Raw genomic sequence first — 21,720 nt, 5'->3', positions numbered from 1 at the left:
TTGTCTGCGCTGTCCGCGCTATTTACTCATTGGTGACTGCCAGCACTTCTTCGAGCGAGGTCAGTCCTAGTCTGGCCTTGTGCAGTCCGGATCCGCGCAGAGACCGCACGCCTTCACGCTTGGCCTGTGCCGCGATCTCCAGCGCGCTGCCGTCCTGCAGGATGATGCGCTGGATTTCCTCGCTGATCGGCATCACCTGGTAGATGCCGACGCGTCCCTTGTAGCCGTTGTTGCATGCCTGGCAGCCCACGGGCTTGTAGGTGACCCAGCTGCCATCAATGTCCGCCTCGTCATAGCCCGCATCCAGCAGCGCCTCCCGCGGGATATCCGCAGGCTCCTTGCACTGGGGGCACAGGCGCCTGGCCAGCCGCTGGGCGGTGATCAGGATCACGCTCGATGCGATGTTGAAGGGGGCAATGCCCATGTTGCGCATGCGCGTCAACGTGGTCGGTGCGTCGTTGGTGTGCAGCGTGGACAGCACCAGGTGACCGGTCTGCGCGGCCTTGATCGAGATGTCGGCGGTTTCCAGGTCGCGGATTTCACCGACCATGATGATGTCGGGATCCTGGCGCAGGAAGGCCTTCAGCGCCGTCGCAAAGGTGAGGCCTGCCTTTTCGTTCACGTTGACCTGGTTGACGCCGGGCAGGTTGATTTCCGAGGGGTCTTCTGCCGTCGCGATGTTCACCCCGGCCTTGTTCAGCATGTTCAGGCAGGTGTACAGCGACACCGTCTTGCCCGAGCCGGTGGGGCCTGTCACCAGAATCATTCCGTAGGGGCGCCCGATGGCTTCGATCAGGCGAGCCTTTTCCTCTGGTTCGTAGCCCAGGGCATCAATGCCCATCTTGGCCGAGCTCGGGTCAAGGATACGGATCACGATCTTCTCGCCGAAGAGCGTGGGCAGGGTGCTCACGCGAAAGTCGATGACGCGGTCCGGACCCACCTTGAGCTTCATGCGCCCGTCTTGCGGAACCCGCTTTTCCGAGATGTCCATGCGCGAGATCACCTTGATGCGCGAGGCCAGCTTCTCCTTGATCGCAATGGGGGGCGATGCAATCTCACGCAACTCGCCGTCAATCCGGAAGCGTACGCGGTACTGATGTTCGTAGGGCTCGAAATGCAGGTCCGACGCGCGCATGTTGAAGGCGTCGAGCAGCATTTTGTGCAGGAACTTGACGATGGGCGCGTCCTCGACGTCCGTTGCCGCCGTGTTGTCCTTCTCCTCGGCAACCTCGTCGGGCTTGAGGTCGCCGAACTCGAAATCGCCGCCCCCGCTGTAGCTCTCCATGGTTTCGCTGGCGCTTTTGCTCTGCTGAGCTATCAGACGTTCCAGCTTGTCGGCCTCGACGATGATCCAATCCACGCCTAGCTGGGTGGTGAACTTGATCTGCTCTGCAGCTTCCTGCTGTGTCGGGTCGGCCGTGGCCACCGTGATGCGGTTGCCGCGCTTGCTCAAGGGGAGGACGCGATAGGAGCTGATGATCTTGGCGTCCAGCAAGTCATTCGGCAGGCGCGCGGCGTTGATGGCATCAAGATCGAGCAGCGGCGCGCTGAACATGGTGGAGACCGTCTCGGCCACTTCCAGGGCCGAGAGGATGCCCGCGTTGCTCAACTCGGCAATGAACGAGGTGCGGTTGGCGCCGGCCTTGCTGGCGGCGGCTTCCGCTGCCTGCTGCGATACCTTGCCTGCTGATATCAGGGCTCGCCCGATGCCGGGAAGCGATGCAACAGCGGAAGCATTCTTGAGCGAGGAGTCAGCAACAGCCATGTAGCAAGACGTTTGAGAGGAAAGGACATTTATCCTATCATCCCTGAAGGCTTGAAAGGCCAGACGCACTGCTGCGCACCCAGGTCTTGAACCTGGCTCAATGGTGACGTGGTGATGAAGTGACCAGAAATGGTCGGGGTGAGAGGATTCGAACCTCCGGCCTCTACGTCCCGAACGTAGCGCTCTACCAGGCTAAGCTACACCCCGTTGCTTTTGTAGACAAAGCAATACAGCCTGAAATCAGGTGCGTCGCTCCAAAAGCTGAGAGGCTAATTGTAGCAAACTTGCCGTATGCAAATTGCTCGGGAGCACATTTATTGCGTCGATGGCGCGGCGTGCCTCGGCATGGGCGGCTTCGCGTGCCACATCCAGCGCGCCTGTGCTGCGCACGATATCCACCACGGCAGACAACTGCTCGGTTGAGCCCTGCTCGATGGCGTTGCGCACGATGGCAGCCTGCTCCGGAGTGCCGCGCTGCATGGCGGCAATCAGCGGCAGGGTGCACTTGCCTTCGCGCAGGTCGTCGCCCAGGTTCTTGCCCATTTCCTGGGTGTCGCCTGTGTAGTCGAGCACGTCGTCAATGATCTGGAAGGCGGTGCCCAGGGCCTGGCCATAGATGGCGCAGGCCTGTTCGATCTCGCGGGGGGCGTCGGCCAGCACGGCGCCCAGCTGCGCGCTGGCCTCGAACAACTGGGCGGTCTTGGAGCGGATGACGTGCAGGTAGCCAGCTTCGTCCAGCGAGGCATCGTGCGTGTTGATGAGCTGCTGCACCTCGCCCTCGGCGATCACGTTGGTGGCGTCCGAGAGGATCTTGAGCACACGCATGCTGCCCACTTCCACCATCATCTGGAAGGAGCGCGAGTGCAGGAAGTCGCCGACCAGCACGCTGGCCGGATTGCCGAAGGTCTCGTTGGCCGTCGGGCGGCCACGGCGCAGGGTGGACTCGTCCACCACGTCGTCGTGCAGCAGAGTGGCGGTATGAATCAGCTCGACCACGGCCGCCAGGACATGCCTGTCCCTGCCTTCGTAGCCCAGCGCATTGCAGACCATGAGCAGCAAGGCCGGGCGAAGGCGCTTGCCGCCGGCAGCGATGATGTACTGGGAGATCTGGGCAATCAGCGGGACGGTGGTCGTCAGGCGCTGGGCGATCACATGATCCACCTCGCGCATGTCGTCAGTGATCAGGGCAAGCGGATTGGGAGTGGAGAGAGCTGTGGTCAAGGTACTGTGGCCGCCAAGTGGATCGGCAATTATAGGAAGAGCGATCCCGCCTGCGGCCCGCCCTGACGGTTGTTTGGGCGCGGGGTGGGAGCGCTTCATGCAAAGAATGTGAGTGCGTGCTAGAATCCTCGGCTTCCGTGGAAATTCGTTCGCGGAACTCTCAAATTCAAGAGGTTTAAATGTACGCAGTCATAAAAACCGGCGGCAAGCAGTATCGCGTTGCAGCCGGCGAAAAGATCAAGGTAGAACAGATTGCTGCGGACGTAGGCCAAGAAGTTGTGATCGATCAGGTTCTGGCAGTCGGCAACGGCGCTGAAATCAAGGTCGGCACACCTCTGGTGTCCGGTGCGTCTGTCAAGGCAACCGTGGTTGCTCACGGCAAGCACGACAAAGTGCACATCTTCAAGATGCGCCGTCGTAAGCATTATCAGAAGCGCCAAGGCCATCGCCAGCAGTTCACAGAGCTGCAGATCGTGGCGATCGCTGCTTAATTCAGGAGCTGAGTCATGGCACAGAAAAAAGGCGGCGGCTCTACGCGAAACGGGCGCGATTCCAAGCCCAAAATGCTCGGCGTGAAGGCTTTCGGTGGTGAACTGATCACGGCCGGCTCGATCATCGTGCGCCAACGTGGCACCAAGTTCCATCCCGGCGACAATGTCGGCGTGGGCAAGGACCACACTCTGTACGCTCTGGTGGACGGCCACGTGTCGTTTGCTGTCAAGGGTGCACTGTCCAAGCACACGGTCAATGTGACGGCTGCCTAAGCCCTGTCACTTCGACGCTCGAAGCCCCGACCTGTCGGGGCTTTGTCGTTTCAGGAGGGTTGTGCATCGTGCCTTCGCCCTCTTTTCCGTCTCTGAGGTGTGGCCTGGGGCTGTCTGGTGCACACTGCTTTTTGTAAACTGGATGCCTCATGAAGTTCGTCGACGAAGCTTATATCGACATTTCCGCCGGTGACGGCGGCAATGGCTGCGTGTCATTCCGGCACGAAAAATACAAGGAATTTGGCGGTCCCGATGGTGGAGACGGTGGCCGTGGCGGCCATGTCTACGCGGTGGCCGATGTCAACCTCAACACCCTGGTGGACTACCGCTTCTCGCGCCGGCACGATGCCACGCGCGGTGAGCATGGCAAGGGCTCGGACATGTTCGGTGCGGCGGGCAACGACATCACGCTGCGCATGCCGGTCGGTACCATCATCAGTGATGCCGAAACCGGCGAGGTGCTCTACGAGCTGCTGACGGCCGGTGAGGTGGTCACCATTGCCAAGGGTGGCGACGGCGGCTACGGCAACCTGCGCTTCAAGAGCGCCATCAACCGCGCGCCTCGGCAAAAGACTCCGGGCTGGCCTGGCGAGCGCAAGAATCTCAAGCTGGAGCTCAAGGTGCTGGCCGACGTGGGCCTGCTGGGCATGCCCAATGCGGGCAAGTCCACCTTCATTGCCGCGGTCTCCAATGCGCGTCCCAAGATTGCCGACTACCCATTCACCACGCTGCATCCCAATTTGGGCGTGGTGCGCGTCGCTGCCGAGCAGAGCTTTGTGGTGGCCGACATCCCTGGCCTGATCGAAGGCGCCTCGGAAGGTGCGGGCCTGGGTCACCAGTTCCTGCGCCATCTGCAGCGCACCCGATTGCTGCTGCATGTGGTGGACCTGGCGCCGTTCGATGACAGCGTGGATCCTGTGGCCCAGGCCAAGGCCATCGTGGGCGAACTGCAGAAGTACGACGCCGAGCTGTACAACAAGCCGCGCTGGCTGGTGCTCAACAAGCTGGACATGGTGCCGGCCGAGGAGCGCGCCGCACGCGTCAAGGACTTCGTCAAGCGCTTCAAGTGGAAGGGGCCGGTCTTCGAGATTTCCGCCCTGACGCGCGAAGGCTGTGAAGTGCTGATCCGCACCATCTACAAACATGTGCATGAGCAGCAGCAGATCGAGGCCGGACCCAAGGAAATCGATCCGCGCTTCGTCGAAATCGAGGGTGATGGCGTGGATCTCACCGATCCGCGTTTTGCCCCCCGCGATTCCGAGTAAGAGTCGCCTGCCGCTCCCATCGCCTTGATCACAACAGCGGCGCGGCCTGCCTGGGCCTGCGCTGCAAGAATCACTATCCATCCATGTCTTCCAACTTGTTGCGTGATGCCCATCGCATCGTGGTCAAGGTCGGCTCCAGCCTGGTGACCAATGAAGGTCGCGGTCTTGATGAGGCCGCCATCCAGGAGTGGAGCCGCCAGTTGGCGGCCCTGGTGCGCGGGGATGAGAGCCATGGCGGTCAGCGGCGCGAGGTGATCATGGTCTCCAGCGGCGCGGTGGCTGAAGGCATGAAGCGCCTTGGCTGGGCCGCGCGGCCCAAGGAGATCCATGAGCTGCAGGCCGCTGCAGCCGTGGGCCAGATGGGGCTGATACAGATGTACGAGTCCAAGCTGCGCGAGCAGGGCATGGGCAGTGCCCAGGTGCTGCTCACGCATGCCGACCTGGCGGACCGCGAGCGCTATCTGAATGCGCGCAACACCTTGCTGACGCTGCTGGAGCTGGGCATCGTGCCGGTGATCAACGAGAACGACACCGTGGTCAACGATGAGATCAAGTTCGGCGACAACGACACTCTGGGTGCTTTGGTGGCCAATCTGATCGAAGCCGATGCCCTGGTCATCCTGACCGATCAGCGAGGCCTTTACAGCGCCGATCCGCGCAGCAACCCCGATGCGCGTTTCATCGACGTGGCAAATGCCGGCGATCCTGCGCTGGAGGAGATGGCGGGCGGCGCGGGCTCGTCCATCGGCAAGGGTGGGATGATCACCAAGATCCTCGCGGCCAAGCGCGCGGCGGGCTCGGGTGCTTCAACCGTCATCGCCTGGGGTCGTGAACAGGACGTGCTGGTGCGTCTGGCTGCGGGCGAGTCCATCGGCACGCTGCTCGTGGCGCAGACCCACAAGAACCAGGCGCGCAAGCAGTGGATTGCCGACCATCTGCAACTGCGCGGTTCCGTGTCCGTGGATGCCGGTGCCGTGGCCAAGCTGCGCGACGAAGGCAAGAGCCTGCTGCCCATCGGCATGGTGAATGTGGATGGCGAATTCGCCCGCGGCGATGTGATTGCCGTGCGCGATGCGCTGGGCATCGAGGTGGCGCGTGGTCTGGCCAACTATGCAAGTGCCGAGGCGCGCCTGCTTTGTCGTAAGAGCTCGGTGGAGATCGAGCGCCTGCTGGGCTACTCCGCAGGCCCGGAGATGGTGCACCGCGACAACATGGTGATTGCCGGGCACTGATACCCGCGCAATCGGGGCAAAGAAAAAGCGCACCCTCGGGTGCGCTTTTGCATGGACCCTTTGGCTTCAGGCCTTGCCTGGATCGGGGTGCAAGACCTGCTGCTGCCCTGACTGTGGATCAGGGTCGAAGCAGGCACCAGGCGGCAACTCCATGCCGGGATTGACGCGAAAGCTGCCTGAGCGCGCCGGATGCAAGCCTGGGGCGCCATAGGTCTCGGGGCCTGTTTCATGGGCTTCCCTGGGGCGCATGCCGCTGCGAAGATAACGGTTGCGCTGCTGCTCGCCCCGTGGCAGAAAGCGTGCCAGCTCGGTCAGGGCCATCTCGTAGACGCCGCGTTTGAACTCCACCACCACATCCAGTGGCACCCAGTAGTCGTTCCAGCGCCAGGCGTCGAATTCGGGGTGGTCGGTGGCACGCAGGTTCAAATCCCAGTCGTGACCCATGAGTTGCAGCAAATACCAGATCTGCTTCTGGCCTTTGTAGTGTCCGCGCGCATCGCGGCGGATGTACCGGTCTGGCACCTCGTAGCGCAACCAGTCCCGGGTGCGGGCGACCACGCGAACGTGGTTGGGCATCAACCCCACTTCCTCATGCAGTTCCCGGAACATGGCCTGTTCGGGTGTCTCCCCCCGGTCAATGCCGCCCTGTGGAAACTGCCAGCTGTGGGTGCGGATGCGCTTGCCCCAGAACACCTGGTTCTTTTGGTTGAGCAGGATGATGCCGACGTTCGGGCGAAATCCGTCCCGGTCAAGCATAATCGAACCCCAATTTTCTGAATTGTGTCCATTATGCACGGTGCCTTGCCAGCGGCAAGCACGCTGCCCCGATTCCCGCGAAGCCCCTGATCCATGAAAGCCTCCCAATTTTTCATCTCCACCCTCAAGGAAGCTCCGGCCGACGCCGAAGTGGTCAGCCACAAGCTCATGACGCGGGCCGGCCTGATCAAGAAGCTGGGCGCAGGCATCTATAACTACATGCCCATGGGGCTGCGCGTGATCCGCAAGGTCGAGGCCATCGTGCGCGAGGAAATGAACCGTGCCGGTGCCGTGGAAGTGACCATGCCCGTGGTCCAGCCTGCCGAGATGTGGGAGGAGACGGGCCGCTTCGAGAAGATGGGCCCTGAGCTGCTGCGCATCAAGGACCGCCATGGCCGCGACTTCGTGATCCAGCCCACCAGCGAAGAGGTGGTGACGGACATTGCGCGCCAGGAGCTCAAGAGCTACAAGCAGCTGCCCAAGAATTTCTACCAGATCCAGACCAAGTTCCGCGACGAGCGCCGCCCGCGCTTTGGCCTGATGCGTGGCCGCGAATTCATCATGAAGGACGCCTATTCCTTCGACAAGGACCGCGACACCGCCCAGATCAGCTACCAGACCATGCGCGCGGCCTACAAGCGCATCTTCGATCGCTTCGGCCTGCAGTACCGTGCCGTGCGTGCCGACAGCGGCGCCATCGGCGGTGATCTGAGCGAGGAATTCCAGGTGATCGCCTCCACGGGCGAAGACGCCATCGTCTACTGCCCCAGCAGCGACTACGCCGCCAATATCGAGAAGGCCGAGGCCCTGGCGCCTGCAGGCCCCCGTCCCGCTGCAGCCCAGGCCATGGCCCGTGTGGCAACGCCGGGCAACAGCACCTGCGAATCCGTGGCTGCCCAGCTGGGCCTGCCGCTGTCGCAGACGGTGAAGTCCCTGGTGCTGGCCACCGACAAGCTCGACGACAAGGGCGATGTGGCGGGAAGCCAGGTCTGGTTGCTGCTGTTGCGTGGCGACCATGAGATGAACGAGATCAAGGTGGCCAAGGTGCCTGGCCTGGACGTGGGCTTCCGCTTTGCCACCGTGGCCGAGATCGAGGATCACTTCGGCTGCCAGCCCGGCTACCTGGGGCCCATCGGCCTGAAGAAGCCCGTGAAGCTGGTCGTGGACCGCGAGGTCGCCGTGATGGCCGACTGGGTCTGCGGCGCGAACGAGGCCGACTTCCACATCACCGGCGTGAACTTCGGCCGTGACCTGCCTGAGCCTGATGTCGTGGCCGACCTGCGCAATGTGGTGGCCGGCGACAAGTCCCCCGATGGCGCGGGCGAGCTGGCCATCGAGCGCGGCATTGAAGTGGGCCATGTGTTCTACCTGGGCACCAAGTACTCCCAGGCCATGAACGCCACCTTCCTGGCCGAGAACGGCAAGCCCTCGCTGTTTGAAATGGGTTGCTACGGCATTGGCGTGACACGCCTGCCGGCTGCCGCTATCGAGCAGAACCATGATGAGCGCGGCATCATCTGGCCCGACGCGATTGCACCCTTCACCGTGGTGGTCTGCCCCATCGGCATGGACCGCAGCGAGCCCGTGAAGGAAGCCGCCGAGAAGCTGCATGCCGAGCTGCTGGCACTGGGCGTGGACGTGATCTTGGACGACCGCGGCGAACGCCCGGGCGCCATGTTTGCCGACTGGGAACTGATTGGCGTGCCGCACCGCGTGGTGCTGTCCGACCGCGGCCTCAAGGAAGGCCAGGTCGAGTACCAGCATCGCCGCGACACGGAAGCGACCAAGATGGCCGCTGCCGATGTGCTGGGCCATCTCAAGCAGAGGCTGGGTCTGTGAGCCAGGCCCCCGTGATGGCGCGCCGCGATTGCCTGCGCCTGGCGGCTTCGCTGGGTGCTGCGCCGTTGCTGGGCGCGGTGGCCGCGCCCGCCTGGGCCGGCGGGCAGCTGGAAGAGCCGCTGGCCGATTCGGTGCGCACCGCGCTGAGTTCGGCCGTCACGGGATCGGCGCCGCCCGAGCTGCGCTTTGCCTCCACCGAGGCCCGCATGGACTACCTGCGCTGGCTCACGGCCAGCAGCGAGCGCCTGCGCTCACGCAAGCCCGAACTTGCAACACGGCTGGAGTTCCTGCAGACCGTCTGGTACGAGGCCAAGCGCGCCGGCCTGGAAGTCTCGCTGGTGATGGGACTGGTGCAGGTGGAGAGCGCGTTCCGCAAGTTCGCCATCTCCAGCGTGGGCGCGCGCGGCTACATGCAGATCATGCCGTTCTGGATGCGGCTGATCGGCGATGGCGACATCGGCAAGCTGTTTCACATGCAGACCAATCTGCGCTTTGGCTGCGTGATCCTGCGCCACTATCTGGACCGTGAAAACGGCGATGCCTACATGGCGCTGGGCCGCTACAACGGCAGCCGCGGCCAGCCCCAGTATCCGAATGCTGTGTTTGCTGCGCAGCGCCGCTGGGAGATCGAGCCTTCGCGCTCGGCCTGAGGGCCGCAGGCTGGCGCCTGGCGGCAGGCCTGCCTTGCTGCGTTTTCAGGACGACGTGTCCGGCGACATGCTGGACACCTTGGCCACGGCGGCGGCCGTGTCGCCTGGGTTAGGCGGGGCGGCCGGGCTGCTGCCGGACATGCGTGTGACCAGCACCTGGTCGATGCGGTAGCTGTCCACGTCCATGACCTCGAAGCGGTAGCCGCCCCATTGCACGGTGTCCGTGCGCCTGGGAATGCGGCGCAGCATCACCATGAGAAAGCCCCCCAGGGTTTCGTAGTCCTCGGAATGCGGCAACTCGTCGAGCTCCAGGGCCTGCATCACATCCTCGACCGGCGTGACGCCATCGATCAGCCAGGAGTTCTCGTCGCGGCGCAGGATCTGCTCCTCGTCGCCCGGGCTGACGAGGCCGCCCATCACCGTGCTCATCACGTCATTGAGCGTGACCACGCCGACCACCAGGCTGTATTCGTTGACGATGACGGCAAAGTCCTCATGCACCTGGCGGAACTGCTCCAGTACTTCGGCCAGCGTCAGGCGGTCCGGCACGACCAGCACCTTGTGGACCAGCGAATCGTCCATGAGCGACAGGGACTGGTTGTTCAGCGCGCGCTGGAACAGGTCCTTGGCATCGACATAGCCGACGATGTGGTCGATGTCGCCGTCGCACACGGGGTAGGTGGAAAAAGGCTCCTCGGCAATGCGGACCCGGATCAGTTCATCCGGGTCGTCGCGGTGGAAGTAGGCGATGCGGTCGCGCTGCGTCATGGCCGAGCCGATGGTGCGCGAGTCCAGCTCGAACAGGTTGGCGATCACCTGCTGTTCTTTTGCGGCCAGCACGCCTGCGCGTGCGCCGGCTTCGGTCATGGCTAGGATGTCTTCGTGCGTGATGCGGTCATCGCGCACCGTGGGCAGGCCGAACAGCTTGGCAACGGCGTCGGCCAGATGGTTGAAGCACCAGACCAGGGGCTTGAGCACGGCCATGCACCAGAGCATGGGGCGCAGCACGCGGATGGCCAGGGCCTCGGGCTCGGCCATGCTCAGGCGCTTGGGCAGCAGGTCGGCGAACAGGATGAACAGGGAGGTGACGCTGGCGAACGAGAGCAGGAAGCCCACGGTCTGCGCACGGCTGTCGGGCAGCCAGAGCATCAGCAGCTCGGCCAGATAGGGGGTCAATGCCCCTTCGCCCACCACGCCGCCCAGGATGGCGACGGCATTGAGTCCAATCTGCGTGACCGTGAAATATTCGCCCGGCTGGGCCTGCATCTTCATGACCAGTTCGGCGCGGGGTTCGCCGTCCTCCATCATCTGCCGCAGTCGCAGGCGCCGCGAGGCGGCCAGCGAGATCTCGGCCACCGAGAAGAAGGCACTGGTCAATATCAGCGCGACGATCAACAGCAGACTTTGGGACAGACTCATAGGCAGGGCGGAGAAGCGGGCGCAGGCGCGCTTTTCCGGATGTGAAAGATGTGACCATTCGACCACACATCGCATGCCCCTGGCCCTGAGGCATGCCCGGGGAGTCCGCCGGCAGCGCGGCACAGGCGTAAAAAAGCCACCCGAAGGTGGCTCGATGCTGCGCCGAAGGCGCGTGGTGCGATAAGCCTCAGGCCTTGGGTGCCAGCAGTTGCTGCAGCTCGCCCGACTCGTACATCTCCATCATGATGTCCGAGCCGCCGATGAACTCGCCCTGCACGTAGAGCTGGGGGATCGTGGGCCAGTTGCTGTAGTCCTTGATACCCTGGCGGATTTCCTGGTCTTCCAGCACGTTGACGGTGGAGATGTCCTTGGTTTCCACGCCGCAGGCCTTGAGGATCTGGATGGCGCGGCCAGAGAAACCGCACATGGGAAAGCTGGCGCTGCCCTTCATGAACAGCAGGATGTTGTTGCTCTTGACCAGTTGGTCGATGCGTTGCTGGGTGTCGCTCATCTGTGTGGTGCTCCGGGGTCGTGGTGGGCGCCGCAGGCGCGGCGGCATGGATGGGATTATTTCACTCTCGGCGCGGACTTTGAAAGCATGCGGGATTGCTGCGCCCAGGCCAGAGCTCAGGTCAGAGCTCTGGCCTGCCCTTGCCATTGCCCGCCCGTGCAGCGGGCAATGCCGCCCAGGTCGTGGCGATGCTGCACGTCGCCAAAGCCGGCATGGCACAGCAGGGCGGCCACGGCATCGGCCTGGTCCCAGCCATGCTCCATCAGCAGCCAGCCGCCGCGGGCCAGCAGCGCGGGCGCCTGGGCGATGATGGCGCGGATATCGGCCAGGCCATCGGCACCGCTGGCCAGCGCCGACAGCGGCTCATGCGCCAAGGCCTGCAGATGCGGATCGTCATCGCGGATATAGGGCGGGTTGCTGACGATGAGGTCGAACGGTGCCTGCCCTGCCAGCGGCTGGAGCCAGCTGCCATGCGCGAACTGCACGTCCAGTTGCAGACGCGTGGCATTGGCGCTGGCAACGGTCAGTGCGTCGGCGCTGGCATCCACGGCCCAGACCGTGGCGCCGGGGCGCTGGCTTTGCAGGGCCAGGGCTATGGCGCCGCTGCCGGTGCCCAGGTCCACCACGCGGCAAGCGGGGCCTGCCTGGGTCTGGATGGGCATGAGCTCCAGCGCCCAGTCCACCAGGGTTTCGGTATCGGGGCGTGGGTCGAGCACACGCGCGTCCACGGTCAGATCGAGCCCGTAGAACTCCTTGTGGCCGAGCAGGTAGGCAACGGGTTCCGCGCCAAGGCGGCGTGCGCACAGCGCGGCATAGGCCTCGGCCTGGGGGGCGGTCAGCATGTCCTCGTCATGGGTCAGCAGCCAGGCGCGGCCGCCAGACTGGCGCCCGAGCACGTGCAGCAGCAGCATTTGCGCGTCGATGCGCGCAAGCCCCAGGGCCTGGGCCTGCTGCAGCGCTTCTTTGACGATGGGTGGATTGGCCATGGCCCGGGCCTCAGTTGTTGACCTGCAGCTCGGCCAGCAGTTCGGCCTCGCGTGCGGCCTGCAGCGCGTCGAGCACATCGCCCAGGTCGCCTTCCATCACGGCCAGCAGTTTGTAGATGGTGAGGTTGATGCGGTGGTCGGTGAGCCGGCCCTGCGGGAAGTTGTAGGTGCGGATGCGGTCGCTGCGGTCGCCGCTGCCGATCAGGCCCTTGCGCAGTGCGGCCTCCTTGGCTTCGCGCTCGCTGCGTTCCTTCTCCTGCAGGCGCGCCTGCAGCACCTGCAGTGCCTTGGCCTTGTTGCTGTGCTGGCTGCGGCCGTCCTGGCACTCGGCGACGATGCCCGTGGGCAGGTGGACCACACGCACGGCCGAGTCGGTCTTGTTGATGTGCTGGCCTCCGGCGCCGCTGGCGCGGAAGGTGTCGATGCGCAGGTCGGCCGGGTTGAGCGTGATGGCCTGGGTTTCGTCCGGCTCTGGCATGACGGCCACGGTGCAGGCGCTGGTGTGGATGCGGCCCTGGGTCTCGGTGGCCGGCACGCGCTGCACGCGGTGGCCGCCGGATTCGAAGCGCAGGCGACCGTACACATCCGTACCTTCCACGCGCAGCACCACTTCCTTGTAGCCACCCAGCTCGCTCTCGTTGGCGCTCATGATCTCGACCTTCCAGCCCACGGCGTCGCAGTGGCGCGTGTACATGCGGGCCAGGTCGCCTGCGAACAGGGCCGATTCGTCGCCGCCCGTGCCTGCGCGGATTTCGAGGTAGGCGTTGCGCGCGTCATCGGGGTCCTTGGGCAGCAGCAGGCGCTGCAACTCGTCCTCCAGCTGGATCAGCTCGGCCTCGGCGCTGGCGATTTCCTCCTGCGCCATGTCGGCCATGTCGGGGTCGGAGAGCATGTCCCGCGCAGCGGCCAGATCGGCCTCGCGCTGGCGGTGGCGGGCATAGCGGCCTGCAATGGCGGTGACGTCCGCGTGCTCGCGCGAGATGGCGCGGTACTGCTTCATGTCGCCCATGATGTCTTCGCGCGAAAGCAGGAAGTTGAGTTCTTCAAGGCGCTGGGCGTAGCGCTCCAGTTGTTGGCGCAGAAAGTCTTGCATGGTGTGGGGCGGTGGTGCGAAGGGCTGCTCGGGCAGCACTGCGGCGGGAAACGTGGGGGCCTGGAAGGGCGGATGGGCCTTAAAAACCGGGAGAGGCGGGGGCCGCAAGTGCAGCCGGGGCGCCACAGGCCCGCTGGCGCGCGGCCCTGCGCAGGGGCGGCGAGCGCCGCTAGAGCGCCTTGTCGGGGGCCGTGCCGCGCGGGCCGCTTTGGGCCGAGCGCAGGAACAGGCGCGAGACCGTGTCCATGGTCTGGCTGCGCTGGTCGGCATCGCCCTTGTGCAGCTCGGCCAGGGTGCCGTGCAGCATTTTCTGCGTGAGGCCGCGCGACAGGGCCTCCAGCACGGTGTCGATGTCTTCGCCCTTGGCCAGCAGCTTCTTGGCGCGCGCAATCTCCAGCGCACGCCATTCATCGGTCTGGGTATTGAGCTGGCGGATCAGCGGCACCACACCGGCCTGCGGGCGGCGCTGGTCCAGCCAGTGCATGAAGCTTTGCACGCCGTGGTCGATGATGACTTCGGCCTGCTCGACCGCTGCCTGGCGCTGGGCTTGGCCCGTGCGCACCACGGTGGCCAGATCGTCCACGGTGTAGAGGTAGACGTCGCGCAGGTCCTTGACCTCGGATTCGATATCGCGCGGCACGGCCAGATCGACCATGAACATGGGGCGGTGCTTGCGCTTCTTGAGCGCGCTCTCGACGGCGCCCAGGCCGATGATGGGCAGGCTGGACGCCGTGCAACTGATCACGGCATCGTATTCATGCAGATGGTCGGGCAGGTCGGCCAGCCGCATGGTGCCGGCGCCGAACTGGGCAGCCAGCTTCTCGCCGCGCTCCAGCGTGCGGTTGGCGATCATGATCTGCTTGGGGTGGCGGGCCGCGAAGTGGGTGGAGACCAGCTCGATCATCTCGCCCGCGCCCACGAACAGCACGCGGATCTGGGACAGGTCTTCGAACAGCTGGCCGGCCAGCCGCACGGCGGCAGCGGCCATGCTGATGCTGTGGGCGCCGATCTCGGTGGAGCTGCGCACTTCCTTGGCCACCGCGAAGCTGCGCTGGAACAGCTGGTTCAGCGTGCTGCCCAGGGCGCCTGCGTTCTCTGCGGCGCGCACGGCATTCTTCATCTGGCCCAGGATCTGGGCCTCGCCCAGCACCATGGAGTCGAGCCCGCTGGCCACGCGGAAGGCATGGCGCGCCACATGGCCGTCTTCCAGCAGATAGGAGTGCGAGCGCAGCAATTCGGACGAAATACCGCCGCTGTTGGCCAGCCAGTGCAGGGTATGGTCCATGGCCGGCATTTCGGCCGCGCAGTAGATCTCGGTACGGTTGCAGGTGGAGAGAATGGCGGTCTCGACGGCGCTGTGCTGGCGGCCGGGGCCGGTCAGCGATTCGCGCAGGCCCTGCAGCGTGGGCACGATCTGGTCAAGCGCGAACGCGAAACGTCCCCGCATATCAAGCGGAGCCGTGTGGTGGTTGATGCCGAGTGCCCAGACTGCCATAACCCGGGATTATAAAATTTCGCGCAGTTTCAGGCATCCCTGATCACAACACCCTGGAATCGGAGCCCGCACATGGGATGGATTGCGAGTACGAATCATTGGCTGAACTTCCTGGCGCCTGCACTTTTCCTGTCGCCGGCCCTGATGTTGTGCGCGCTTTTGATCTATGGAAAATCGCAGCAATCCCTTGCCTGGTGGTTGCAGGTTGCTATCAATTTGGTTGTTGGTGCGCTGGTGTTGCTGGCCGGTTTGTGGTGGTTCGGGCGCGATGCAAAGATGGCCACCTACACCGCCCTGGTCCTCGTGATGGCGCTTTGCCAGTGGGTGCTTTCGCGCGGCTGGCGCTGATGGCTGACAGCAAAGATTGATGCAGATCAACGGAAGAGGGCGTTTCTCCCGGCGATCAGGGGCCTGAGACTGCGGCTGGAGGCACGGCACCCGGCGCGGCCTGCTCCAGCAGCCATGCGCGGAACTGCACAAAGGCTTCGGAAGGCATCCGCGCAGCCGGCCGGCACAGAAAGTAGCCGCGTTCGATGTGGACGGGTGCAGGCAAGGCAAGGGCCACGCGGCCGGCGGCCAGGTCTTCCTCCACCAGGCAGCGCTGCACCAGGGCCACGCCCATGCCGGCGGCCACGGCCTGGACCAGCAGGGCCACCAGTTCGAAGTCCGCCGCAGGCGCGGGGCAGGGCCCGGGCAGGCCGAGGTGGCTCATCCAACGCGCCCAGTTGCCAGGGTAGTTGGTGTGAAACAGCAAGGGGCGCGCAAGCACATCCGCTGCGCTGCGAATGGCTTGCGGGCCCTGCAATTCGCGCGGATGGCAGATGGGCACCAGATCGCGGCCCACCACATAGTCGGCCACCACATGGGCGGGCCAGGGCTCGCTGCCCACGCGCAGCCAGCCGTCTATCTCGGCGGCGGACAGCGGGTCATCGCGCCGGTAGGGGGCAAACGAAAGGACGATGCCCGGATGCAGGGCGTTGAATCGCGGCAGGCGTGGAATCAGCCAGTGGCTGAACAGCGTGGGAACGACCGACAACCGCAGTTGCGGGCCGAAGTGGCGCCTGCGTGCGGCGGCCGAGGCCGATTCGATGGCGTGTACGGAGGGCTCCACGGCTTGCAGGTATTCACGGCCAGCCTCGGTCAGCACGCTGCGCCGGCCCTGGCGCTCGAAGAGGGCAAAGCCCAGGTGCTCTTCCAGCCGGGCGATGGCGCGGCTGATGCCGCCCTGGGTGACATACAGCTCCTGGGCTGCCAGCGAGTAGCTGCCCAGGCGCGCCGCCGCCGCAAAGGCGTGCAGCTCGGAAAGCGAGGGAGAGTGCATGCGCATGACGGACGCAATTATGACGGTTTGTCATAGTTGCTTGCCGTCTTGTCTCTTTTCGCGCGTGCGGCGGCTGTCCAGAATCGGCGCCTGTTCCGCGAAGCCCTGCCCTGCCGCAGGCCGCTCTTTCATCCATCACGAGAGGAAACACACCATGGCAATGCGCCGCACCCTGTTGTCCAGCCTGGCCGCCTGCGCCGCCACTGCTCTTTTGGCTCCCGTCGCCTGGGCCCAGGGCCCGGCTGCCGACTATCCCAGCCGGCCGATCCGCCTGGTCGTGCCGTTTGGTGCGGGCGGCTCCACCGACATGGTGGCGCGTCTGCTGGCCGAGAAGATGAGCGTGATCCTGGGCAAGTCCGTGGTGGTGGACAACCGGGGCGGGGCGGGCGGCTCCATTGGCGCCTCCGAAATTGCGCGTGCTGCGGCCGATGGCTACACCATCGGCATGGCCACGGTGAGCACGCATGGCTCCAACCCGGCCATCTTCCGCAAGCTGCCCTACGACCCGATCAAGGACTTCGCGCCCATCACCAATGTGATGTCCGTGCCCAGCGTGTTCGTGATCAACGCCAGCGTGCCCGCCAAGACCATGAAGGAGTTCATCGCCCTGGCCAAGGCCAACCCGGGCAAGTACAGCTTTGCCTCGCCGGGCACGGGTTCCCTGGGCCACGCCAACATCGAGAATTTCATGAACCTGGCCGGTATCGACCTGCTGCACATCCCCTACAAGGGCGCGGGCCAGGCCATCACCGACGCGCTGGGTGGCCAGGTCAATGCCATGACGGACAACCTGCCCTCCACGCTGCCCCACATCAAGGACGGCAAGCTGCGCCCGCTGGCCGTGCTGGCCTTCAAGCGCGCCGACGTGCTGCCCGACGTGCCCACCTACACCGAGCTGGGCTTCCCGCAGATGGGCGACGGCGGCTGGTTCGGCCTGGTCGCACCTGCCGGCACGCCGCGCCCCATCATCGACAAGCTCAATGCGGCTGCGCACAAGGCCATGGCCATGCCTGACTACCTGGAAAAGCAAAAATCCATCTCGGGCGAGTCCATGGGCAACACGCCCGAGGAATTTGCCAAGCAGATCAAGGCTGCCATCGAGCGCTACACGGCCGTGGCCAAGCGCGCCAACATCAAGCTCGACTGATGGACCGCATGGCACAGACCGATTTTCTGCGCCCCCGGCCGGACACCCCGGTCGTGGTGCATCCCGCCGCCGGCGAGGTGCTGCCCATCGTCTGCGACTCGCCGCACAGCGGCACGTCCTATCCCGAGGATTTCGGCCATGCCGTGCCCATGTCCCTGCTGCGCCGTGGCGAGGACACGCATGTGGCCGCGCTCTGGGACCAGTGGCCCGCGCATGGCGCAACGCTGATCGAGGCCACCTTTCCGCGCACCTACATCGACCCCAACCGCAGCGAGGCCGACCTGGACCCCGCCCAGATCGACGGCCGGTGGCCCGTGCCCCTGGCGCCCAGCGTCAAGACCCGCCAGGGCCTGGGCCTGATCTGGCAGCGCATCAGCCGGGACGGCGTGGCCACGCCGCTGTATGAACGCCCGCGCACGGTGGCCGAGGTGGAGCACCGCATCGCGCGCTACTGGCGTCCCTACCATGCGGCGCTGGCGCAGGCCATCGATGACAGCGTGCAGCGCTTTGGCGGCGTCTGGCACCTGAACCTGCACTCCATGCCCAACGATGTCTACAAGCGCCTGGGCCGCACCGACGCGCCGCCGCTGGCCGACTTCGTGCTGGGCGACCGCGACGGCACGACCTGCGCGCCCGAGTTCATCCAGCTGGTGGGCGAGACGCTGGCGGGCTTCGGCTACAGCGTGGCCTACAACGAGCCCTACAAGGGCGTGGAGCTGATCGGCCGCATAGGCCAGCCGCACCTGGGCCGGCACAGCCTGCAGATCGAGATCCGCCGCCCGGTCTACATGGACGAGGACACGCGCGAGCCCAACGCGGGCTTCGAGCCGCTGCGCGGCCATCTGCGTGAGCTGATGGCCGTGGTCGCGGCGCATGTGCGCGCTGAAATGGCCGGGCGAGGCTAGGCCGGGCTGGCGGGGTCGCCGGGCATGGGCGGCGTGCCTGGCGTGCCCGGCATGCCTGTCACCACCGGCGCCGCCACCGAGGTGGTGGCCGGTGGCGACAGGTACAGGCCCGCGCCCTTGAGCGATGCCAGGATGCTGAACAGCACATCGCTGCGCACCCCGCCCGCATTGCGCGGGTTGCCCACGTAGCCGATGGCCAGGAAGGTCAGCGTGCCGTTGGCAATGCCTTCGAGCTGCACCAGAGGCTCGGGCGTGTCCAGGATGCCTTCATGCGTGCGAAAGGCCTCCAATATCAGGGTCCGCATGCGTTCGGCATCGGTGTCCAGCGGCGCGGGCAGGCGCAGCAGCACGCGCCCGGGCGCGCCGGCCAGCGTCATGTTGCGCACGGTCTTGGTGATGAATTCCGAGTTGGGCACGATGACGGTGGAGCGGTCGCCCAGCTGGATCTCGGTGGCGCGCACGTTGACGCGGCGCACGTCGCCCTCGGTATCGCCCAGCACCACCCAGTCGCCCACTTTCACGGGCCGCTCGGCCAGCAGGATCAGGCCCGAGATGAAGTTCTGCACGATGGCCTGCAGGCCAAAGCCAATGCCCACCGACAGCGCGCTGGCCACCCAGGCAATGCGCTCCACGCTGATGCCCAGCCCCGCCAGCGCCACGGCCACCACGAAGATGCCGCCCACATAGCCCAGCAGCGTGGTGATGGAGCTGCGCATGCCCGGCTCCAGCGAGGTGTTGGGGAAGTAGCGGTCCGTCAGCCAGCGCTTGATCACGCGGATCACGATCAGGCCCGTGACGATCACGGCGAATGCCGTGAACAGGGCCTGCGGCGCCATGGTGAAGTCGCCCACCTTGAGGCTGTGGTTCACCGTGCTGCCGCGGCGAAACACCTCGTCCGGCCCCGTGCCCAGCGGGGCCAGCAGGGCGATCACCATGTAGAACAACAGGGCCACGCGCAGCAGGCCCGAGACCAGCACCGAGGCCTGGTCGAGCAGCCGGCCCTCGATGCCCAGGCTCTGGTTCAGCCGGGTGCCGAAGCTGCCCTTGGACGACAGCAGGGCCTCGCACAGATCGTCGCCCAGCTGGAACAGCAGGTAGGTGGTGGCGAACACCACGCCGGTCCACACCATCTGGCGCGCCAGCGTTCCGGCCAGCGCCACATAGCCGGTCACGGCCAGCGCAATGGTGGCAATGCTGGCCACCGCCGCACAGGCCACGAGCAGACCCACCCACAAGGGCCGTGGCGGCACGGGCTCTGCCTGGGCGCCGTCTTCCTGCGCGACCGGCGCCGGCGCACGCAGATGCCGCAGGGCCAGCATGACCACGGCCGAAATCAGCAGGGCCGACAGGGCGTGCACCGTGACCTCGGCGGCCAGGCTGGCGCCGATGATGGCGTTGACCTCGGTCACCAGGCCGTTGAGCGCGGCTCCGGCGGCAATCCACCAGGGATAGGGACTGAGCCGCTCGGCCAGCTCGTCCGACACGCCGGGCAGGCGCCAGGAACTGCGTCTGCGCGACAGCAGGGTCTGGCCCAGCGACACCACGAAGGCGCCGAACAGCGTGACCTGCACACTGGCCTTGGCCAGCGCGTCCAGCGATTCGCTGAAGCCATCGCCGGCCTTGAGCGCGCTCCAGGCCAGTTGCGCTGCCAGGCCGATCAGCAGCGTGTTGATCAGCACGGTGGCCGCCGCGCGCAACGAGCGGCGCAGGCGGCCGCTGGGCAGGCGCGCGGGCGCGGCGCGCACCAGCAGACGCTCGGCCAGCCAGGGGCCGAGCAGGGCGATCAGCAAGGCGGCGGCCAGGCTGGCGATGAAGCCGCCTCGGCGATCGGATGCCATGGTGGAGGCGACGGCCTGGCGCAGCTCGCGCCCCAGGCCCTGCAGGCGCGCCGCGTCCAAAGGCGCGGCAGCACGCAGGTTGCGCCAGAAGGGCCGGCCCAGCGGCGAGTCGGTGCGGGCCGTCAATGCGGCCTGGAATTGTTCGCGGCGCTGGCGTATCAGCTCGTTGCCGCGCTGGTCGGCATCGACCGACACCAGCCGCGCGAGCTTGAGTTCGGAATCCACGGCACTGCGCTGCCTGGCCAGGCTGGCGCGCTGCTCCGCCACATCGGGCGCATCGGCAGGGGCGCCTTTTTCGGGCGCGGGGCCCAGGCCGGCCAGGCGCGAATCGATGTCGGCCAGTTCCTCGGTGCGGCGGGCCGCCACCTGGTCGGCCGCCGTGCCAATGGCCGCAGCCTCGTCCAGCAGCTTGCGGCCGTCATCGTCCTCGGCCAGCTTGCGGGGAATGGCGTCCAGCTGCTTGCGCAGATCGTCCACGCTGGGCAGGGCGGGCCGGCCGTCGGGCGCCGCCGTGGCCGCCGCTGCCGTGCGGTCCTGCGCATGGGCCGGAGCGGGCGCAGTGAGGACCAGCATGGCCAGGACCATCAGGCCAGTGGCCAGGCATTGGCGCAAGGCCTGCGCCCACGTAGGGCGCAGCGGGAGAGGGTACGGGCGGGGCGGTGTCATGGACGCACATTGTGCTGCGGGCCGCCGCGACGGTTGTTTCCAAAGGTCCGGCCCCGCCAGCCGGCAGCCGTCTCAGCGCGATGCGGGACTGAACATATCGACACGGTCGGTGATGACGCCGTCCGTGCCCAGGTCGATCAGGCGCTGCGCGGCCCATTCATCGTTGACCGTATAGCTGCTGCAGCGCAGGCCCGCGCCATGCACCTTGGCGACCAGGGCGGCATCCCACAGCGCATGGTTGAGCACCATGGCTGCGCAGCCCAGGTCCAGCGCGGTGCGCAGGTCGGCATCGCCCGTGGCATCGGCCAGCTTGTCCACCAGCAGGCCCCGCGGAATGTGCGGTGCCGTGTCGCGTGCGCCCTTGAGCGCATCGGTCTTGAACGAAGTGAACAGCGGCTGGATGCGGTCCCTGGGCCAGATGCGGTTCATCAGCTCGCCCGTGGCGCGGCCCGTGGCCTCTTCCTGGCCGGGCGTGGGCTTGATCTCCACGTTCAGGAAGAAGTGGTTGGCCAGGCACCAGCGCGCCAGGGCTTCCAGTGTGGGCAGGGCCTCTCCCGCAAAGGCGCGCGAGTGCCAGCTGCCGGCGTCCAGCTGGGCGATCTCGCCCATGGACAGGTCGCCACCCGTGCCGTGGCCGTTGGTGGTGCGCTCCAGCGTGGCGTCGTGCATCAGGAACAGCACGCCGTCGGCAGACAGCTTGGCATCGCACTCGAACATGCGATAGCCGTGCGCGGCGCCCAGGCGGAAGGCGGCCATGGTGTTCTCGGGCGCCAGCTTGCCGGCGCCACGGTGGGCCACCCACAGGGGGTAGGGCCAGGATTTCAGGTTCTCGGTCATGGCGAGTCCG

20 protein-coding genes and 1 tRNA gene are annotated in these 21,720 nt (G+C 65.9%); 9 read left to right on the top strand and 12 right to left on the bottom strand.

Features of this window, described 5'->3' with window-relative positions; all coding sequences use genetic code 11:
• Positions 1-22: 22 nt before the first annotated feature.
• The 3 genes from pilB to BO996_RS25945 all read right to left on the bottom strand — a co-directional run bounded on the left by pilB (position 23) and on the right by BO996_RS25945 (position 2,935).
• Positions 23-1,765: a type IV-A pilus assembly ATPase PilB gene (pilB, locus tag BO996_RS25955; protein WP_071956729.1), complete on the bottom strand. Its 1,743-nt coding sequence runs from the start codon at positions 1,763-1,765 to the stop codon at positions 23-25.
• 130 nt (positions 1,766-1,895) lie between these two features.
• Positions 1,896-1,972 (bottom strand) — tRNA-Pro (locus BO996_RS25950).
• Between the two features lie 33 nt (positions 1,973-2,005).
• The gene (locus BO996_RS25945) at positions 2,006-2,935 is read right to left on the bottom strand and encodes a polyprenyl synthetase family protein (protein ID WP_034396917.1); all 930 of its coding nucleotides are present in this window, start codon (positions 2,933-2,935) and stop codon (positions 2,006-2,008) included.
• A 230-nt stretch (positions 2,936-3,165) separates the two neighbouring features.
• On the opposite strand from BO996_RS25945, the gene rplU reads away from it, so the two are divergent.
• From rplU to proB, 4 genes are all read left to right on the top strand, one after another.
• Complete coding sequence (gene rplU, locus BO996_RS25940; protein ID WP_012207284.1) at positions 3,166-3,477, top strand: 50S ribosomal protein L21; 312 nt, start codon at positions 3,166-3,168, stop codon at positions 3,475-3,477.
• Positions 3,478-3,492: 15 nt separating this feature from the next.
• On the top strand, positions 3,493-3,750 hold the full coding sequence (gene rpmA, locus BO996_RS25935; protein WP_012207283.1) for a 50S ribosomal protein L27: 258 nt from the start codon (positions 3,493-3,495) through the stop codon (positions 3,748-3,750).
• Positions 3,751-3,899: 149 nt separating this feature from the next.
• On the top strand, positions 3,900-5,015 hold the full coding sequence (gene cgtA, locus BO996_RS25930; RefSeq protein ID WP_071956728.1) for an Obg family GTPase CgtA: 1,116 nt from the start codon (positions 3,900-3,902) through the stop codon (positions 5,013-5,015).
• Positions 5,016-5,098: 83 nt separating this feature from the next.
• Positions 5,099-6,247 carry a glutamate 5-kinase gene (gene proB / locus BO996_RS25925; RefSeq protein ID WP_012207281.1) on the top strand — a complete coding sequence of 383 codons (1,149 nt, stop codon included), beginning with the start codon at positions 5,099-5,101 and terminating at the stop codon, positions 6,245-6,247.
• A gap of 66 nt (positions 6,248-6,313) precedes the next feature.
• On the opposite strand, the gene BO996_RS25920 is transcribed toward proB, so the two are convergent.
• Positions 6,314-7,003: an RNA pyrophosphohydrolase gene (locus BO996_RS25920; protein ID WP_012207280.1), complete on the bottom strand. Its 690-nt coding sequence runs from the start codon at positions 7,001-7,003 to the stop codon at positions 6,314-6,316.
• A 93-nt stretch (positions 7,004-7,096) separates the two neighbouring features.
• Here BO996_RS25920 and BO996_RS25915 point away from each other — a divergent pair, with 93 nt between their 5' ends.
• Positions 7,097-8,842, top strand: a complete 1,746-nt coding sequence (locus tag BO996_RS25915) for a proline--tRNA ligase (protein ID WP_071956727.1) — start codon at positions 7,097-7,099, stop codon at positions 8,840-8,842.
• Complete coding sequence (locus BO996_RS25910; RefSeq protein WP_071956726.1) at positions 8,839-9,492, top strand: lytic transglycosylase domain-containing protein; 654 nt, start codon at positions 8,839-8,841, stop codon at positions 9,490-9,492. Before BO996_RS25915 ends, BO996_RS25910 begins: the two co-directional genes overlap by 4 nt.
• A 45-nt stretch (positions 9,493-9,537) precedes the next feature.
• On the opposite strand, the gene BO996_RS25905 is transcribed toward BO996_RS25910, so the two are convergent.
• The 5 genes from BO996_RS25905 to hemA all read right to left on the bottom strand — a co-directional run bounded on the left by BO996_RS25905 (position 9,538) and on the right by hemA (position 14,996).
• Positions 9,538-10,911 carry a hemolysin family protein gene (locus tag BO996_RS25905; protein ID WP_071956725.1) on the bottom strand — a complete coding sequence of 458 codons (1,374 nt, stop codon included), beginning with the start codon at positions 10,909-10,911 and terminating at the stop codon, positions 9,538-9,540.
• 187 nt (positions 10,912-11,098) lie between these two features.
• Positions 11,099-11,422 carry a Grx4 family monothiol glutaredoxin gene (grxD, locus tag BO996_RS25900; protein ID WP_012207276.1) on the bottom strand — a complete coding sequence of 108 codons (324 nt, stop codon included), beginning with the start codon at positions 11,420-11,422 and terminating at the stop codon, positions 11,099-11,101.
• A 116-nt stretch (positions 11,423-11,538) separates the two neighbouring features.
• Entirely contained in the window at positions 11,539-12,408 is an 870-nt protein-coding gene (gene prmC / locus BO996_RS25895) for a peptide chain release factor N(5)-glutamine methyltransferase (RefSeq protein ID WP_071956724.1), read from the bottom strand.
• Positions 12,409-12,418: 10 nt separating this feature from the next.
• Positions 12,419-13,501 carry a peptide chain release factor 1 gene (gene prfA / locus BO996_RS25890; RefSeq protein ID WP_071957218.1) on the bottom strand — a complete coding sequence of 361 codons (1,083 nt, stop codon included), beginning with the start codon at positions 13,499-13,501 and terminating at the stop codon, positions 12,419-12,421.
• 169 nt (positions 13,502-13,670) lie between these two features.
• Complete coding sequence (gene hemA / locus BO996_RS25885; protein WP_012207273.1) at positions 13,671-14,996, bottom strand: glutamyl-tRNA reductase; 1,326 nt, start codon at positions 14,994-14,996, stop codon at positions 13,671-13,673.
• 72 nt (positions 14,997-15,068) lie between these two features.
• Between hemA and BO996_RS25880 the strand changes: the two genes are divergently transcribed.
• Complete coding sequence (locus BO996_RS25880) at positions 15,069-15,344, top strand: hypothetical protein (protein WP_013800828.1); 276 nt, start codon at positions 15,069-15,071, stop codon at positions 15,342-15,344.
• A 55-nt stretch (positions 15,345-15,399) separates the two neighbouring features.
• Here the strand turns inward: BO996_RS25880 and BO996_RS25875 are convergent, their stop codons facing one another.
• Positions 15,400-16,323, bottom strand: a complete 924-nt coding sequence (locus tag BO996_RS25875; RefSeq protein ID WP_071956723.1) for a LysR substrate-binding domain-containing protein — start codon at positions 16,321-16,323, stop codon at positions 15,400-15,402.
• Positions 16,324-16,471: 148 nt separating this feature from the next.
• Between BO996_RS25875 and BO996_RS25870 the strand changes: the two genes are divergently transcribed.
• Both BO996_RS25870 and BO996_RS25865 read left to right on the top strand, forming a co-directional pair.
• Complete coding sequence (locus tag BO996_RS25870; RefSeq protein ID WP_012207270.1) at positions 16,472-17,464, top strand: tripartite tricarboxylate transporter substrate binding protein BugE; 993 nt, start codon at positions 16,472-16,474, stop codon at positions 17,462-17,464.
• Entirely contained in the window at positions 17,464-18,369 is a 906-nt protein-coding gene (locus BO996_RS25865) for an N-formylglutamate amidohydrolase (protein WP_071956722.1), read from the top strand. The genes BO996_RS25870 and BO996_RS25865 overlap by 1 nt, the downstream gene beginning before the upstream one ends.
• On the opposite strand, the gene BO996_RS25860 is transcribed toward BO996_RS25865, so the two are convergent.
• Positions 18,366-20,792: a DUF3772 domain-containing protein gene (locus BO996_RS25860; protein ID WP_071957217.1), complete on the bottom strand. Its 2,427-nt coding sequence runs from the start codon at positions 20,790-20,792 to the stop codon at positions 18,366-18,368. The two genes, BO996_RS25865 and BO996_RS25860, sit on opposite strands and share 4 nt — an antisense overlap.
• Positions 20,793-20,945: 153 nt before the next feature.
• Positions 20,946-21,710, bottom strand: a complete 765-nt coding sequence (gene ugpQ, locus BO996_RS25855) for a glycerophosphodiester phosphodiesterase (RefSeq protein ID WP_012207267.1) — start codon at positions 21,708-21,710, stop codon at positions 20,946-20,948.
• Between the last annotated feature and the right edge of the window lie 10 nt (positions 21,711-21,720).

It is taken from the genome of Delftia sp. HK171 (assembly GCF_001886655.1).
Lineage (GTDB): Bacteria > Pseudomonadota > Gammaproteobacteria > Burkholderiales > Burkholderiaceae_C > Comamonas > Comamonas acidovorans.
Note: the sequence above shows the minus strand (reverse complement) of the source record. Positions and strands in the feature narration are given on the sequence as shown.